The following is a 15603-nucleotide window of genomic DNA, read 5'->3' as shown; positions in this document are numbered from 1 at the left end:
CAGGCTAACGTCCGGCCTACCCCCGCGCCAGCAAAGGCGTTGACTCCGCTGTTGGCTCGGTGGCCGGGGCGGGCGCGCGGTCCAGGTCGAGGCGGCTGTCATCCGGGGAGATGTCGTCCGGGTTATGCGTCACGAGGACCACAGTGCGGTCCCGCAGCCCGCTCCGCAGTTCGGCCAGCATCGCCCGGCCGGACTCCGCATCCAGGTGGGCGGTGGGTTCGTCCAGCAGGATCACGTCCGCACCGGTCAGGAGCGTGCGGGCCACGGCAAGGCGCTGCCGTTCGCCTCCGCTGAGGAAGGCCCCTCCCGGTCCGATCCGGGTGTCCAGGCCGTGCTCCAGCCGCCCGATCAGCGGCGCGAGGCCCACCGCGGCCAGGGCATCCTGCAATTGCTGCTCCGCTTCTCCCCCGCGCTGGCCTTCCGGGAGGCCCAGCAGCAGGTTGCCGCGGATCGTCGAGTCGAAGAGGTGCGCCTCCTGCGGGCACCAGGCCGCGCGCCCGCTGAGCAGGATGCCACCGCCCGCGGCCGGGAGGAAGCCCAGGACGACGGCGAGCAGCGTGGATTTGCCGGACCCCGAGGCCCCGGTGACGGCGAGCCAGCGGCCGGGCTCGGCGGTGGCGGTGACGCCGGTGAAGACCGGCGGTCCGCCCGGCCACGCGGCCGCAAGGTCCCGGAGCTCGATCCCGGCGTGGCCGCCGGGCCTGCCGGCCACGGGGACCAGCCCTCTGGACGGCTCGGCACCTGCGCGTGCGTCGGCGCCGTCGAGGACACCGGCTTCGCCGACCCGCCGGAGCACGGCACGCAGCGCCGGGTACTGGCGAACCGCCGTCGTGATGGCCGCGTAGGGTTCCACAAGCGCGAGCTGGAGCAGCACCACGACGGCGACCGTCGACGCTTCGACCGCACCGCTGAGGGCCAAGGGGGCTGCCAGCACCGCGCTGGCCATGGCGGCGGTCCCGCAGGCCAGTACGGTCAGCCCCTGGCCCAGCCCTTCGGCCCACGCCGAGCGCTGGGAGGCTGCGGTTGCCGAGCGGTCCGCCCGCGTGATGGCGGCGAGCACCGGCGCCCCGACGCTGTTGGCGTGCAGTTCGGCGCGGGCGTCGAGGGCCGCCGCGACCTGGCGGAGGACGCCGGAGCGCAGCCGCTGCTCGTTCCGGGCGGACATCCGGTCCGCGGCCAGCGCCAGGGCAGGGGCTGCCGCGAGGCTCACCAGGGCGGCCGCGACAACGGCGGGAAGCGCGGCAGGCAGCAGCAGGGCGATGCCGGTGACGGCGGCGGCGCCGACGGCGACGGCGGTCAGCGGGGGCAGCACCACGCGGGGCAGCAGTTCCCGGACCGTGTCGACGTCGTCCACCACGGTGCCCAGGACGTTGCCGCCCTGCAGCAGCCGGCGCAGCGAGAGGGCGCGGCGGCTCAGCGATTCCCAGAGCCTGCCACGGAGCCGGGTCAAGGCGGCGAAGACGGCGTCGTGCAGCAGGAGCCGTTCCAGGTAGCGCAGGCATGCCCGGCCGATGCCGAAGAACCGCACCCCGACGATCGCGGTGAGCAGGTACAGGATGGGCGGCTGCTCGCTGGCGCGGATGATCAGCCATCCGGAGAGCCCGGCGAGGGCGACGGCGAAGAGGGCCGCCAGTGTGCCGACGACGCCGGCCGCCGCGAACTTGGCCCCGACCGGGGCGAGCAGCCGGCGGAGCTGGGCCGCCGTAGAAGAACGCTCGGTGCTTCCGGCGGCCCCGTCGCGCGGCATGCCGGTGTTCCCGGCCGGCCGGAATCCGGGCTGACCGGGTTCGGCCGGTCCGACGTCGGCCCGGCGGACCTCAAAGTGCGGGGCTTCGACGCCGGGCACGCCGGCAGTGACAGCGGCAGCCGCAGACTCGATCGTGGCGCCGGGTGCCACTGCCACGAGGTCGTCGGCGAGTTCCCGGGTCTGCCGGTCGTGGGCCACCAGCAGCACGGTGACCTTTCCGCGGAGCGCGGTGATGGCGCCGCTGACCGCGGTGGCCGATTCCCGGTCCAGGTGGGCGGTGGGTTCATCGAGCAGCAACAAGGTGGCTCCCGCCTCGATCCGGGCGAGGCCGCGCGCCAGTGCGACGCGGCGCAGCTCCCCCGGGCTGAGTTCGGCGGGATGCTTCGCGGCGAGGTGGTCCGCGGCGCACGCCGCCAGGCAGCGCAGGACCGTGGCGTCGCCAGGGCAGGAGGTGGCGCCGGCCGCCGCAGCTCCCAGATACAACCGGACCTCCTCCAGCACGGTCGGGGCGACCATCACGGGATGCTGCGGCACCCAGGCGATGTCCGCCGTCGTAAATCCTTCGAGCCGTCCGGTGACCGTTGTTTGCAGATCAGGCCGGTCAGCGGCGCCGCCGGTTCCGATGATGCCCGCCAGCACGCCCAGGACTGTGCTCTTGCCGGCACCGCTGGGGCCGTCGAGGGCGGTGATCCGGCCCGCGGCGGCGGTGAAGCTCAGAGGCCCGACGGCGGTGTCCGCCCTGCCGCCGTAGCGGACCGTCAGTCCGGCCACGCTGAGGGCGGGCGGGCCTGCGGGAACACCGGATCCGGCGACGGAGGAGGAGGCGGAGGCGGCAGCGGGCCGCAGCGGAGAGGGCTCGGGCGCTTCCAGGACGGCGGTGGTTTCGGCGAGCGCGGCACGGCCTTCATCGCTGGCGTGGTGCGCGGTGCCCAGTTCCCGGAGCGGGAGGTAGCAGTCGGGGGCGAGGATCAGGGCCAGCAGCCCCGCCTCGAGGGCCATGTCGCCGTGCACGAGGCGGACACCGATGAAGACGGCAACGACTGCGACGGAGATGGTGGCGATAAGTTCCAGCGCGAGGGCGGAGAGGAAAGCGGTCCGCAGGGTGCCCATGGTCCGGTGGCGGTATTCCTCGGAGAGATCCTCGAGGGCCTTGCGCTGGGCCGTGGCGCGGCCCAGGCCCACGAGGACGGGCAGGCCCTTGGCGAGCTCCAGCATGTGGCTGGACAGCCGGGCCAAGGCCGATTGGGCTTCCCGGACGCGGTCTTCGGTGTAGCGGCCGATCAGGACCATAAACAGCGGCACCAGCGGCACGGTCAGCACGATCACGGCGGCGCTGATCCAGTCGGCGTACAGGATGCGGGCGCCCAGCAGCAGCGGGATCGCCGCGCAGTTCACCAGGGCGGGCAGGAACTGGGTGTAGTAGTTGTCGAGGGCGTCCAGTCCCCGGGTGGCGAGAATGGCGAGCCCGCCGTCGGAGGGGCCGGCCGCCCGTGTGCCGTTGCGCAGCGTACGCTCGAGCAGTTGCGAGCGCAGTTCCTCCTTCACGCCCAGCGCGGCGCGGCGCGAAGCCACGGCCTGGGCCCAGACAGTCAGGGACCGCAGCACCACTCCGGCAACCCCCCAGTACAGCTGGGCCCCCCAGCCGGGATCGCCTGCCATCAGCCCCGCAAGCATGGAGGCTACGGCCTGCCCCATCAGGACGTGGGACAGCGCCTTCAGGGCAGCAAGCAGGCCCAGCAGGTAGAGGGCGGCGCGGTTGGCGGGGCCTGAGGGGAACTGCGGTCTCATGAGTTGCTAGTCCTTCGGTGCCAGCGCCCTGGCGGCGATGGCGGGGAGGAAACTGTGGGCCTCGGGAATGTGCGCGTCGCTCACCCGGCGCCGGAACACCCAATACGTCCAGGCCTGGTACGCGAGGACCAGCGGCAGCCCGATGCAGGCAACGATAGTCATCAGCCCCAGGGTGTAGTCCGAGGACGAGGCATTGGAAATGGTCAGGTTGAAGTCCGGATTCAGCGTGGACGGCAACACAACTGGGAACGCAGCACCGAAGATCGAGGCGCTGCCCAGCAGCAGGAACGTGCCCAGGGACAGGAACGCCCGGCCTTCGGCACCCGTGCGGGCAAAGTTCCAGGCCAGGACGGCGGCCACGACGGCGGCGACGACCGCCAGCCCGGTCCACACCTCGCCGCTGAGCAGCTGCAGGCTGACCGCCCAGCCCGCCATCGGCAGCAGGAGGACGGGCAGGAGCCGGACGAACCACTGGCGTGCGCGGTGCCGGACGTCGCCGTCGGTCTTCAGCGCCAGGAAGGCGAGGCCGTGCAGCAGCGAGAATCCGACGACGGCGAGGCCACCGAGCACCGCGTAGGCGCTGAACCAGGCGAAGGGCCCGCCTTCGCGGTCGCCGTTGGCGTTCAGCGGAAGTCCGGTGGTGGTGAGGCCCAGGGCGGCTCCAATACCGAAGGCCGCCACGAGGGAGCCCAGGGAGATGGCCCAGTCCCAGCGGGCACGCCACCGCGGGTTGTCCACCTTGCCCCGGTACTCGAAGGCCACGGCGCGGAAGATGAGGGCCACCAAGACCAGCAGCAGCGGCAGGTAGAGCGCGGAGAACAGGGAGGCGTACCAGAGCGGGAAGGCCGCGAAGGTGGCGCCGCCTGCGGTCAGGAGCCAGACCTCGTTGCCGTCCCAGACCGGACCGATCGTGTTGAGCAGCACGCGGCGTTCGGTGTTGTTCCGGGCGAAGCCCTTCATCAGCATTCCGACGCCGAGGTCGAAGCCCTCGAGAAAGAGATAGCCCGTCCACAGCACCGCGATGGCGATGAACCAGATGGTGGGAAGCAGTTCCATGCTGAGTATCCTCTGCGTTTCTTGTGGGAGCGAAGGCTTAGTAGGCGAAGGCCAGGACGTCGTCCCCGGGTTTGCCGGGGCCACCGTCCTTAGGGGTGGCGTCCTCGTTCTCGTCGACGGGGACGTGCGCGAGTTCCGGCATGGCGGCCGCCACCCCGCCCCGGATGTACTTGACCAGCAGTTTGACCTCGACCACCAGCAGCACCGCGTACACGGCGGTGAGCACCACCAGGGAGGTCATGAGCTCGCCGGCCGACACCCCGGGTGAGACGGCCGCGGCGGTGAACATAAACACCTGGTCGATTCCGCTGGGGTCCGGGTTGGGGGCGACGACGAACGGCTGCCGGCCCATCTCGGTGAAGATCCAGCCGGCCGCGTTGGCCCCGAACGGCGCCAGGATTCCGAACACGGCCAGCCGCATGAGGCCACGGGAGGCGGGGACGGTCCCCTTGCGGGTGAGCCAGAGCGCGACCGGCGCGGCGGCTGCCGCGAGGATCCCGAAGCCGATCATCATCCGGAAGCCCCAGTAGGTGACCTCCATGACCGGGACGTACTGGATCTCCTGGCCGGCCCGTTCCCCGTAGATGGGGTTGTCCGGCAAGTGGGTGCCGTAGTCGGCCTTGTACTGGTCCAGCAGGCTGTTCACGCCCTGGACCTCGGTGGTGAAGTCCCCCTTGGCAAGGAAGGAAAGGATGCCGGGGACCTCGATCACGGCGACGATATCATCGCAGTTCTTGGTGCCAAGGTTGCCGATGCTCAGGATGGAGAAGCCGGTGCCGTCGTGGCAGGCCGCTTCCGCGGCCGCCATCTTCATGGGCTGCTGCTCGAACATGAGCTTGCCTTGCAGGTCGCCGGTGAAGGCGGTCCCGGCGAAGGAGATCATGGCGACAACAGCGCCGATCCGCAGGGAGCGGATCCAGACGGCGTGGTCGGTGCGGTCCCGGCCGGGGATTGCGGACTCGCCGGGAACCACCTTGCCGTCCGCCCCGATGGTGTCGATCCCGTCATGGCGGCGGCGCCACAGGTGGTACCAGGCGATGCCCAGCAGGAAGGCGCCGGCGACGGCGAGGGCGCCGAAGATGGTGTGCGGGACGGCGACGAGGGCGGTGTTGTTGGTGAAGACCGCCCAGGCGTCGGTCATCACGGGACGGCCGTCGATCATCTCGACGCCGACCGGGTGCTGCATCCAGCTGTTCGCCACGATGATGAAGTAGGCGGAGAAGACCGAGCCGATCACGGCGATCCAAAGGCAGGCAAGGTGGACGGCGGGTTTGAGCTGCTTCCAGCCGAAGATCCAGAGGCCAAGAAACGTCGATTCCACGAAGAACGCCAGCAGGGCTTCCATGGCCAGCGGAGCCCCGAACACGTCGCCCACGAAGCGGCTGTACTCGCTCCATGCCATGCCGAACTGGAACTCCTGCACAATGCCGGTGGCGACGCCCATGATGAAGTTGATCAGGAAGAGCTTGCCCCAGAACTTGGTCATCCGGAGGTACTCCGGCTTGCCGGTGCGGTGCCACATCGTCTGGATCACGGCGACGACCAGGCCCAGGCCAATGGTGAGCGGCACCATCATGAAGTGGTAGACGGTGGTGATTCCGAATTGCCAGCGTGCGATTTCCAAGGCGTCCAAGGCAGTCCCTAACTTTGCTAGGCGAGCAACTTCTACGTCACGTAGAAAGCTTCTTCTACAGAGTGTAGAACACTTTGATCGTTTCCCTGCACCCCAGAGTCCCATGGTGCGCCACGGCCCGCAATGAAGGCTTAGGAAGCCGACGCCCACCCGCCGGCGGCACCGCCGCCGGCGACAGCCCCGCCTTCCGGGCCGTCCGGAACGGTCCGCCAGGCGGGCGCGACACGCCCGGAAACGCGCAGTTCTACTTCATGTAGAAACTATCCGCAAAACACGGTAAATTTAGGACTGAAGTATCCACTTACCGCCCGGCAGAGTCGATTGGCCGAAGCGGCACTCAAGAAGGACGTACGGAATGGCAAGTCTCGGTGAACTGGAACGGGCAGTGATGGACCTGCTCTGGGCAGGCCATGAGGCTGCAACGGCGAACACGCTGCGGGATCTGCTGGCGCAGAGCACCCGTGCGGAAAACGGCACCGCAGGGCATGAGGGCAAGGACCTGGCTGTCACGACGGTCCTGACCGTGCTCTCGCGCCTCGAGCGCAAGGGCCTGGTGGAGCGCGAACGCGGCACCCGCCCGCACCGCTACCAGGCAGTCTCCAGCCGTGAGGACCACACCGCTGAATTGATGCACGAGGTCCTGGGATCCGCGCCGGACCGGGAGGCCGTGCTGGCACGCTTTATTGGTTCCGTCACCGATACCGAGGCAGAAACGCTGCGCAAGCTGCTGGGACTCAGCTAGCACCCGATGTTCTGGACCTCATGGTTTCTGGCGGTCCTGGCGATAGTGCTGGCCTGGCCGGTGCCTATCTTGCTTTCCCGCGCCCAGTGGCCGTCGCGTTCGCCGTTCACGGCCATGCTGCTCTGGCAGGCGATCGCCCTGGCCGGCGGGCTGTCCATGATCGGCGCCATGCTGGTCTACGGCCTGGAACCGGTTGGCGACAACCTGCTGGCCGGCCTGGAGGCCCTGGCCGGGATGGTGTTTCACAATGCGCCTACGACGGAACTGGGCTTCTGGCATATCTTTGCCCTCTCGGCCGCGGCGCTGCTGACGGCCCATCTGGTGTTCACCCTGCTGCTGACCTACTACAAGATCCAGCGCCAGCGGCGGCGGCACCGAGAACTGCTGGCGCTGCTGGCCTCCCCCTCCGCGGACGGGCCCCGGACCATGGTGATCAACGTCGACTCCCCGGTCGCGTACTGCCTGCCGGGAGGCGCGCGTTCGGTCACAGTGCTCTCCGACGGGCTCATGTCGGCACTGGAACCCGCAGAGCTCCGCGCTGTCCTGAACCATGAAAACGCCCATCTGGACCAACGCCACCATCTGCTGCTCTGGGCCTTTGCAGCCTGGCGGCAGGCCCTTCCCTGGCTGCCCACCACGCGGCTGGCCCAGGAAGCCGTCAGCTCGCTGATCGAGATGCTCGCCGACGATGTCGCGCTAAAGACCGAGAGCAAGGCCACCCTGATCAAGGCGATCGCGATTGTGGCCAGCGGCTCGCCTGGAGCCCCGGACGCCCGGATGGCCTTCGGCGGACCGGAACTGCCCGACGTCGAGCCCGGCCAGCCCGGTGCCACCGGCGGCTCCGGTTCGGCCCGGACGACGGCGTCCCGCGTCAGCCGCCTGCTCTCCCCGCAGCCTCCCCTCCCGGAACCCGTCCGCGCCGCGGTAGTGGCGGCCTGCCTGCTGCTGCTGGCGGTCCCGACGGCCCTGCTGATCGTCCCCGGCCTGCTCGGCTGAGTCCTACCTCCACGGTGGCTGCCGCCAAAGGCGGCCGTCGTGTGCTGACTGCACAGAGGCCGGGCCGCCCCCGCCCGGGGGCGGTGCGGCCCGGCACCCATTGCTCCGCTGTGGCCCGGCTGCTACTTGAGCAGCTTGTTGGCCTTGTATTCGAGGTCCGCGTTGCCGGTCCCGTTGCCCTTGGCCGTGCCGTTGACCGCCGAGGTGGTCATGGCGAACGTCAGGGTGGAGTGGGCGATCGCGTCGGCCATTTCCTCAAGCACTCCATCGTTGATGTTGGCGATGGTGTCGCAGGCCGCGTGGTAGCACGCGTCCAGCGGGGCACCCGCTGTGCCGCCGAAGATCGCCGCCTCTTCTGGCGTCTTGAGGTCCTCCGCGCCGGTGAACAGGCCGCCGGCCGGGATGCCGTTGTTGATGAATCCGAAGTAGTCGGACCGTCCGTCAAAAGCCGTCGGCGCAACGGGCAGGTTCTGGGACTTGAAGTAGTCCAGGAAGACCTTCTCCACCAGCGCTGAGCCGTTGGGGCCCTTTTCGCCGAACGCCGAGCCGTCGCCGTCGTAGACGTAACGGACGAAGTTCGGCGAGCCGACCATGTCGAAGTTGAGGTTGACGGCATGGTCCTTGACCTGCCGGGGTGTCAGCTGGGAGACGTAGTACTCGGACCCGATGAGCCCGTCCTCCTCCCCTCCCCAGAAGGCGAAGCGGACCCTGTTCGTCGGCTTGATGTTTAACTCTTTCAGCTGGATTGCGGTCTCCAGGATCGCGGCCGATCCGGAGCCGTTGTCGTTGATGCCCGGACCTTCGGCCACGGAGTCCAGGTGCGCCCCAACCACGACTGTCCGGTCGGCACGCCCGCCGGTATCCGCCAGGATGTTGAAGGAGTCGATCCGGTTCACGCCGGCATCGACCGCGAGGTGCATCGTCACACTGCCGAGCCCGGCGAGTTCGGCTCCGGTGGCGTAGCTGGTGCTGACCACGGGGATGCCGGCCTGCGGCAGGTCCAGGGTGCCGCCGAACAGGCCGAGTCGGTCGTCTCCCGGGACCACGTTGCCCTGGTTGAAGATGATGACGCCGGAGGCCCCGGCGGCGGCGGCATTGTCCGCCTTGACCCGGAACGTGCACGTGCCGCGCTGGATAAGGGCGATGTTGCCCAGCACGGAAGCGTCAAAATCACCCGCTTCGCAGCCGCTGGTCGAGGCATGGTCGCCGGCAAGGTTCAGGTCGACGGGGATCAGGTGGGCGGTCACGTCGCCGGCACCCGAGTAGGTCATGTCGAGGAAGCCCTCGCCGTACACATAGCTCGTCGGATTCGGTGAGACGCGTTCCAGCGACGCCGAGGTGAATTCGTAGCGGTCATAGCTGAACGGCTGGCGGACCGGATTGTAGCCGGCGTCCTCCAGCGCTTCCTCGATGTAGTCCAGCGAGGCCGCATAGCCGGGGCTGTCAGCCGCGCGGTTGCCGCCGTTGGCAGTCGCGATGTCCTGGAGGGCCTGGAGATGTGCCTTGATGTTCGGGGCCGTCACCGCGGAGCGCAGGGCGCCCGAGTTGGTTCCGGTTGCTGCAAGGGCCGGCGGCGCGAAGCTGACCGCCAGCCCGATCGTGGCGGCGATGGCCGCACGCTGGATATTCCGAGTTTGCCTCATAGGGGTCTCCTGGATTGCTGCGGAATCTAGCCCCGGGCGTCATTGCCCGGAGCCGTGAGACGACACTATCGGAAGGAGGCATAACCGGTTAGAGGGTATTTCGGCACTGGCGAGAGTCCGAACAGACCCTGACAATACGCCCGCTGTTCCCCTGCCCGCGGGGTGTTACGCGTCGATGCGCTCCCGGTCCAGGCTCGCGGCCCCGGCGATGATGAAGTCCTTGCGGGGCGCGACGTCGGAGCCCATCAGCAGGTCAAAGGTCTCCTCGGCCTGCTTGGCGTTGTCGATGCCGACCTTGCGCAGGGTGCGGTGCCGGGGGTCCATGGTGGTCTCGGCCAGCTGCTCCGCGTCCATCTCGCCCAGGCCCTTGTAGCGCTGGATCGGTTCCTTGTACCGCTTGCCTTCCTTGGCAAGCCTGGCCAGCAGGACGTGCAGTTCGGCCTCCGAGTAGGTGTAGATCATCTCGTTGGCCTTCTGGCCGGCGTTGATGACCTCCACCCGGTGCAGCGGCGGGACGGCAGCGAAGACGCGGCCCTCCTCGATCATGGGCCGCATGTAGCGGAAGAACAGCGTCAGCAGGAGCGTGCGGATGTGGGCGCCGTCGACGTCGGCGTCGGTCATGAGGATGACCTTGCCGTACCGGGCGGCGCTGATGTCGAAGCTCCGGCCGGAACCCGCGCCGACCACCTGGATGAGGGCCGCGCATTCGGCGTTGGAGAGCATGTCGCCCACCGAGGCCTTCTGGACATTGAGGATCTTGCCGCGGATGGGCAGCAGCGCCTGGAAATCGGAGGAGCGCGCGAGCTTAGCGGTGCCCAGCGCGGAGTCGCCTTCCACGATGAACAGTTCGGAGCGCGCGACGTCGTCCGTGCGGCAGTCCGCGAGCTTGGTGGGCATGGAGGACGTCTCGAGGGCGTTCTTGCGGCGCTGGGTTTCCTTGTGGACGCGGGCGGAGATGCGCGACTTCATCTCGCTGACAACTTTTTCCAGCAGCAGCGCCGACTGGGCTTTGTCGTTGCGGTTGGACGAGGTCAGCTTGGCGTTGATCTCCTGTTCCACCACCTTGGCCACGATGGCCCGCACGGCGGAGGTGCCCAGGATTTCCTTGGTCTGGCCCTCGAACTGCGGCTCGGCAAGCCTGACAGTGAGGACGGCGGTGAGCCCCGCGAAAATGTCGTCCTTTTCGATTTTGTCGTTGCCGGCCTTGAGCTTGCGGGCATTGGTTTCGACCGCTTTGCGGAACGTCTTCAGGAGCGCCTGCTCGAAGCCGGACTGGTGGGTTCCGCCCTTGGGCGTAGAAATGATGTTGACGAAGGTGCGTACGGTGCTGTCGTAGCCGATGCCCCAGCGGAGCGCGACGTCGACCTCGCAGTCCCGCTCGACCTCCTTGAGGTGGCTGTGGCCCTTCTCATCCAGGACCGGCACGGTTTCCTTGAACTTGCCGGCCCCGTGGAGCCGCCAGATGTCCGTGACTGCGGGGTCGGCGGCGAGGAACTCGACGAACTCGGAGATGCCGCCGTCGTGGTGGAACACTTCCTCGTGCGGGCCGGACTCGCCCGGGGTGCCGGGGAGCCTGCGCTCGTCCCGGACGGTGAGTTTCAGGCCGGGGACCAGGAAGGAGGTCTGCCGGGCGCGGGCGGCGAGTTCGTCGTAGGAGAACTTCGCATCCGGGGTGAAGATCTGCCGGTCCGCCCAGTAGCGGATCCGGGTGCCGGTGACGCCGCGCTTGGCCTTGCCCACGACGTCGAGGACGGAACCGTCGATGAACGGCTCGAACACGGCGGCCGGGTCCGGCCTGGTGCCGCTGTCCTTGAAGCGGCCGGGCTCGCCCCGGCGGAAACACATCCGGTAGGTCTTGCCGCCGCGGTCGACGTCAACGTCGAGACGGGCCGACAGCGCGTTCACGACCGAGGCGCCGACGCCGTGCAGGCCGCCCGAGGCGGTGTAGGAGCCGCCGCCGAACTTGCCGCCGGCGTGGAGTTTGGTGAAGACGACCTCGACGCCGCTCAGCCCGGTTTTTGGTTCGATGTCCACCGGGACGCCGCGGCCGTCGTCGTGGATCTCCACGGAGTTGTCCGCGTGGAGGATGATCTTGATGTCGTGGCCGAAACCGGCCAGGGCCTCGTCCACGGAGTTGTCGATGATTTCCCAGAGGCAGTGCATAAGACCGCGGGAGTCGGTGGAACCGATGTACATGCCCGGGCGCTTGCGGACGGCTTCGAGGCCTTCCAGCACGGAGAGATGCCGGGCGGTGTAATCAGAACTAGGTGCCACGGGGCGGAAACTCCTTCAGGAACGGGACCGTCGCCATAGGACGGGCAAAGCTGTTTGGCGCTCTTCCTAGGGTAGTCGGAGTGCCGCCGTCCGGCGTGCTGCCACTCCCCCGGCGGCCCCGCGCGCGGGAACCCGTTACCGAGACGTGATACGCGTACAGCGAAAGTGGGCCATCCCAGCCATGGTTTCGCTGCGAATGCTGGTTATATAGGTATACCGATCTACCAAGGAGGCCGAACATGACAACAGCAGTTGCGGACCGCACACTGACCACCGTTGACCGGTGCGATCGTTGCGGAGCACAGGCGTATGTCCGGGTTGTTCTCGGCGCCTCCGGGGGTGAGCTTCTTTTCTGCGGCCACCACGCGCGCGCCGTAGAACCGACGCTCAGGCCGCTCAGCTCCGACTGGCACGACGAGACGGCTCGTCTTCACGAGAAGCCGCCGGTTCCGGTCGACTAGACCATCTGAGAAGGGTCCCCTCCGAGTTATTCGGAGGGGACCTTTCCGTTTAACCCGGACCTAAACGGTTTTGACCCGCTCTTAACGAACAACGCGGGGTCACTTCCGGCCCAATCCTCCCAAGAGGATGGGCGGGACGTGACCCCGCGTTGCTTGGTTCCTGCCTAGTCCAGGTAGTCCCGGAGGACCTGGGACCGCGACGGGTGCCGCAGCTTGGACATGGTCTTGGATTCGATCTGGCGGATCCGCTCACGCGTGACGCCGTAGACCTTGCCGATTTCGTCTAAAGTCTTCGGCTGTCCGTCGGTCAGGCCGAAGCGCATCGCGACCACGCCGGCCTCGCGCTCGGAGAGGGTGTCCAGCACCGAGTGCAGCTGCTCCTGCAGCAGCGTGAAGCTCACGGCGTCGGCCGGGACCACGGCCTCGGAGTCCTCAATGAGGTCACCGAATTCCGAGTCGCCGTCTTCACCCAGCGGGGTGTGCAGGGAGATCGGCTCGCGGCCGTACTTCTGGACCTCGACGACCTTTTCGGGCGTCATGTCCAGTTCGAGGGCCAGCTCTTCCGGGGTGGGTTCGCGCCCCAGGTCCTGCAGCATCTGGCGCTGCACGCGGGCGAGCTTGTTGATGACTTCCACCATGTGCACCGGGATGCGGATGGTGCGGGCCTGGTCGGCCATGGCGCGGGTGATCGCCTGGCGGATCCACCAGGTGGCGTACGTGGAGAACTTGAAGCCCTTGGTGTAGTCGAACTTCTCGACAGCACGGATCAGGCCCAGGTTGCCTTCCTGGATCAGGTCCAGGAAGAGCATGCCGCGGCCGGTGTAGCGCTTGGCCAGCGAGACCACGAGGCGGAGGTTGGCCTCCAGCAGGTGGTTCTTGGCACGCTTGCCGTCGTGGATGACGAATTCGAGCTCACGCTTGAGCTTGGGGTCCATGGAGCCGTCGTCTGCCGCGATCTTTTCCTCGGCAAAGAGTCCGGCCTCGATGCGCAGGGCGAGGTCGACTTCCTGCTCGGCGTTCAGCAGGGCGACCTTGCCGATCTGCTTCAGGTAGTCCTTGACGGGGTCCGCGGTGGCACCGGCGGACATGACCTGCTGCACGGGGGCGTCGTCGTCGTCGGCATCGGAGTAGACAAATCCGGAGCCGGTGGCGGCTGTGGCGGCCTTGCCCGGGATCTCCTCGCCGTCTTCACCGATCTCAACGGCTTCGACGACGGCATCGTCGAGGTCAACCTCGACATCGTCGTCGGCGTCGTCGTCACCGTTCGCGGCTTTGCCTGCGGCCTGTGCCGCGGCTTTAGCGCCTGGCTTGGGCCCGCGCTTCTTGGGTTCAGGCTTGGCGACTGCCGATGCGGTGCCGTCACCATCGGCCAAGGCTGCGTCTTTGACAGCCTTGTTGGCTGCGCGCGTGGCAGCGCGCTTGGCGCTCGTCGCCGCCTTCTTCTCCTCAGGGGACAATTCGGCCTGGTCGGCGGGTTCCTTCTTCGCGGAAGACGGGGTCACAGAAAACCTTTCTAGCGGCGGTCTGTGGAATCACCATACGGGCAACACCACTATGACCCTGTCAAGTCCGTGTTTTCCATCAGGTGCAATCACGACCAGCAGAGCCACTAAGTAGAACTCCTGGGGCGACCGTAATGTTCCCTGTTTCCAAGGTCGACTACGAGCACTTAATACACGGACCCAACCGGGTCTCGGCAACCATTGTCTCACGATTTTCGGAATCGACACCGCTCGTCGCCCATCGCGGCCACGGAGCTGCAATATCCTGCGGCCGGCGCCGCGGCCCGACCGCGGCAGGGGCCGCGCCCGCCTCACCTCATGTCACCCCACACCGCCTCCTCCCCGCCCCGCCCCGCTATGGCTTCGCGTCAGGCTACGTCCGGCTCGAACCGCTGCCAGGCTGCCTCCCTCCTGCCTGCCCAGCCACAGAGCGTCCCGCGGCTTGCAAGCTCGTCCAGCAGTGCAGCCAGGCGATAGCCCGGGTGTTCCGCGTCCGCGCGGCTGAACAACGCGTGGGCGAAGGACCCCTTGCCCCGGCACCATTCGATCCAGCCCCGCCCGGTCAGTGCTGCGGCGCCGGCCTCGCCGCCGGCCGTGCCGAGCTGGTCAAGAATCCGCTCCAGGCTGGCCATCCTGGTCCAGTCCGGCAGCGGAGGCGCCAGCCCCAGCAGTACCTCCCCGTAACCGGCCACATCCGGCGGCGGTTCCTTCACAAAAGCGCTCCCGCGGCCGGCTCCACGGCGGCGCGGCTCCCGTGGTGGGAATCCGTCCAGCGGCGGCAACGGAACAGGCGCCCGCGCCCCCGGGACGGATTCAGGCAGCGGACCACCCCGCCCGGCGCCGGGCGCCCCGGAGCCCGGTGCAGCGGAGTCGAACACGCCGAACTCCTCGGCGCCGCGCTGGGCGGTCTCCGGCCCGGCCGCCGCCATCACCAAGACGGCGTCGCGCCAGGGCAGTATGCACAGGGACGCCCGCAGGTAACCAGTGAGCGCCGCCGGCAGTTGGGGCAGCGGGGAGGCGGCGTCCAGGACCCGGGACCAGACGTCGAGGACCTGGCCGAACTGCGCCTGGTCCCGCGCGCGGGAGGAGAACAGCTGCGCCCAGTCCCGCTGGGCCTCCAGCACTGCGGGATCCGCAACCGCCGGTGACGTTTGGAGCTCGGCGCCTGGTGCCGCGCCGACAGTACTGCCACGGAACACCATCTCGGCGTTCAGCCGGCTGTTCCTGATCTCGTCCACGGGCCGGCCCGGCGGAGCACAGCATGACGGGTCGAGGCAATAGGCATTGCGCCAGTACTCCGCGCCGACGAGCCAGGCATCCCGGACCGGCATACCGGCGTCGGCCAGCGTATGTTCCAGCTCCGCCAGGAGTACCGCCCAGGGTGCACTGTCCTGGCGGGCGTCGGTGCCGGTGTCGGTGTCGGTGAAGAAGGCGAGCAGCGACCCGTCCGCCGCGTCGTCGGCCTCCAGATAGGACGCCACAGAACGGGCAAAGGCGGCCGGCCCGGCAGACCCCGTGCCCTCGGGGCTTTCAGGGTTGGGAAGATCCACCCGGAGCGTGGCTCCGAGCCGTTTGCCCTGCATGGTCATGGCCACGAGGCTGCTGGCCGGCCAATAGCCGAGGGAATGCGGTATGAACCCGAGGATGTCCTCCGGGCCGGTGATTCTCAGATGATCTTGAGCTGTCATGAAGCCAGCTTCGCCGAACCAGCAGGCCCGGGTCAGGGGCGGGGTGTCCTATGTGGACAACCCCGGGGGAACC

10 protein-coding genes are annotated in these 15603 nt (G+C 68.4%); 3 read left to right on the top strand and 7 right to left on the bottom strand.

The features are described 5' to 3' along the window. Nucleotides 1-16: 16 nt before the first annotated feature. Genes cydD through AC1DF4_RS17615 form a run of 3 tightly spaced genes read right to left on the bottom strand, consistent with a single transcriptional unit; the run spans nucleotide 17 to nucleotide 6224 of the window. Nucleotides 17-3535, bottom strand: a complete 3519-nt coding sequence (gene cydD / locus AC1DF4_RS17625) for a thiol reductant ABC exporter subunit CydD (RefSeq protein ID WP_476914092.1) — start codon at nucleotides 3533-3535, stop codon at nucleotides 17-19. Nucleotides 3536-3541: 6 nt separating this feature from the next. After that, nucleotides 3542-4591, bottom strand: a complete 1050-nt coding sequence (gene cydB / locus AC1DF4_RS17620) for a cytochrome d ubiquinol oxidase subunit II (RefSeq protein ID WP_476914091.1) — start codon at nucleotides 4589-4591, stop codon at nucleotides 3542-3544. Between the two features lie 37 nt (nucleotides 4592-4628). Next, nucleotides 4629-6224 carry a cytochrome ubiquinol oxidase subunit I gene (locus tag AC1DF4_RS17615; RefSeq protein WP_476914090.1) on the bottom strand — a complete coding sequence of 532 codons (1596 nt, stop codon included), beginning with the start codon at nucleotides 6222-6224 and terminating at the stop codon, nucleotides 4629-4631. 355 nt (nucleotides 6225-6579) lie between these two features. Here AC1DF4_RS17615 and AC1DF4_RS17610 point away from each other — a divergent pair, with 355 nt between their 5' ends. Together AC1DF4_RS17610 and AC1DF4_RS17605 are read left to right on the top strand one after the other, a co-directional pair. After that, the gene (locus tag AC1DF4_RS17610; protein WP_024368330.1) at nucleotides 6580-6966 is read left to right on the top strand and encodes a BlaI/MecI/CopY family transcriptional regulator; all 387 of its coding nucleotides are present in this window, start codon (nucleotides 6580-6582) and stop codon (nucleotides 6964-6966) included. A gap of 6 nt (nucleotides 6967-6972) precedes the next feature. Beyond that, complete coding sequence (locus AC1DF4_RS17605; protein WP_476914089.1) at nucleotides 6973-7962, top strand: M56 family metallopeptidase; 990 nt, start codon at nucleotides 6973-6975, stop codon at nucleotides 7960-7962. A 122-nt stretch (nucleotides 7963-8084) separates the two neighbouring features. On the opposite strand, the gene AC1DF4_RS17600 is transcribed toward AC1DF4_RS17605, so the two are convergent. After that, nucleotides 8085-9605 (bottom strand): M20/M25/M40 family metallo-hydrolase, encoded by a 1521-nt coding sequence (locus AC1DF4_RS17600; protein WP_476914088.1) that lies wholly within the window; start codon nucleotides 9603-9605, stop codon nucleotides 8085-8087. 165 nt (nucleotides 9606-9770) lie between these two features. Then, nucleotides 9771-11879 (bottom strand): DNA gyrase/topoisomerase IV subunit B, encoded by a 2109-nt coding sequence (locus AC1DF4_RS17595; protein ID WP_476914087.1) that lies wholly within the window; start codon nucleotides 11877-11879, stop codon nucleotides 9771-9773. A gap of 239 nt (nucleotides 11880-12118) precedes the next feature. Here AC1DF4_RS17595 and AC1DF4_RS17590 point away from each other — a divergent pair, with 239 nt between their 5' ends. After that, nucleotides 12119-12340, top strand: a complete 222-nt coding sequence (locus AC1DF4_RS17590) for a DUF7455 domain-containing protein (protein ID WP_082492737.1) — start codon at nucleotides 12119-12121, stop codon at nucleotides 12338-12340. A 164-nt stretch (nucleotides 12341-12504) separates the two neighbouring features. Here the strand turns inward: AC1DF4_RS17590 and AC1DF4_RS17585 are convergent, their stop codons facing one another. Together AC1DF4_RS17585 and AC1DF4_RS17580 are read right to left on the bottom strand one after the other, a co-directional pair. After that, nucleotides 12505-13842: an RNA polymerase sigma factor gene (locus AC1DF4_RS17585; protein ID WP_476914086.1), complete on the bottom strand. Its 1338-nt coding sequence runs from the start codon at nucleotides 13840-13842 to the stop codon at nucleotides 12505-12507. Between the two features lie 368 nt (nucleotides 13843-14210). Further along, entirely contained in the window at nucleotides 14211-15530 is a 1320-nt protein-coding gene (locus AC1DF4_RS17580; protein ID WP_476914085.1) for a DUF4192 family protein, read from the bottom strand. Nucleotides 15531-15603: the final 73 nt, after the last annotated feature.

The organism is Arthrobacter sp. 05N429, from assembly GCF_056397045.1.
Note: the sequence above shows the minus strand (reverse complement) of the source record. Positions and strands in the feature narration are given on the sequence as shown.

Coding starts and splice junctions, on each gene's coding strand:
- cydD (WP_476914092.1), bottom strand. CDS start 3,535: ATGAGACCGCAGTTCCCCTCAGGCCCCGCCAACCGCGCCGCCCTCTAC.
- cydB (WP_476914091.1), bottom strand. CDS start 4,591: ATGGAACTGCTTCCCACCATCTGGTTCATCGCCATCGCGGTGCTGTGG.
- AC1DF4_RS17600 (WP_476914088.1), bottom strand. CDS start 9,605: ATGAGGCAAACTCGGAATATCCAGCGTGCGGCCATCGCCGCCACGATC.
- AC1DF4_RS17590 (WP_082492737.1), top strand. CDS start 12,119: ATGACAACAGCAGTTGCGGACCGCACACTGACCACCGTTGACCGGTGC.
- AC1DF4_RS17610 (WP_024368330.1), top strand. CDS start 6,580: ATGGCAAGTCTCGGTGAACTGGAACGGGCAGTGATGGACCTGCTCTGG.
- AC1DF4_RS17605 (WP_476914089.1), top strand. CDS start 6,973: ATGTTCTGGACCTCATGGTTTCTGGCGGTCCTGGCGATAGTGCTGGCC.
- AC1DF4_RS17580 (WP_476914085.1), bottom strand. CDS start 15,530: ATGACAGCTCAAGATCATCTGAGAATCACCGGCCCGGAGGACATCCTC.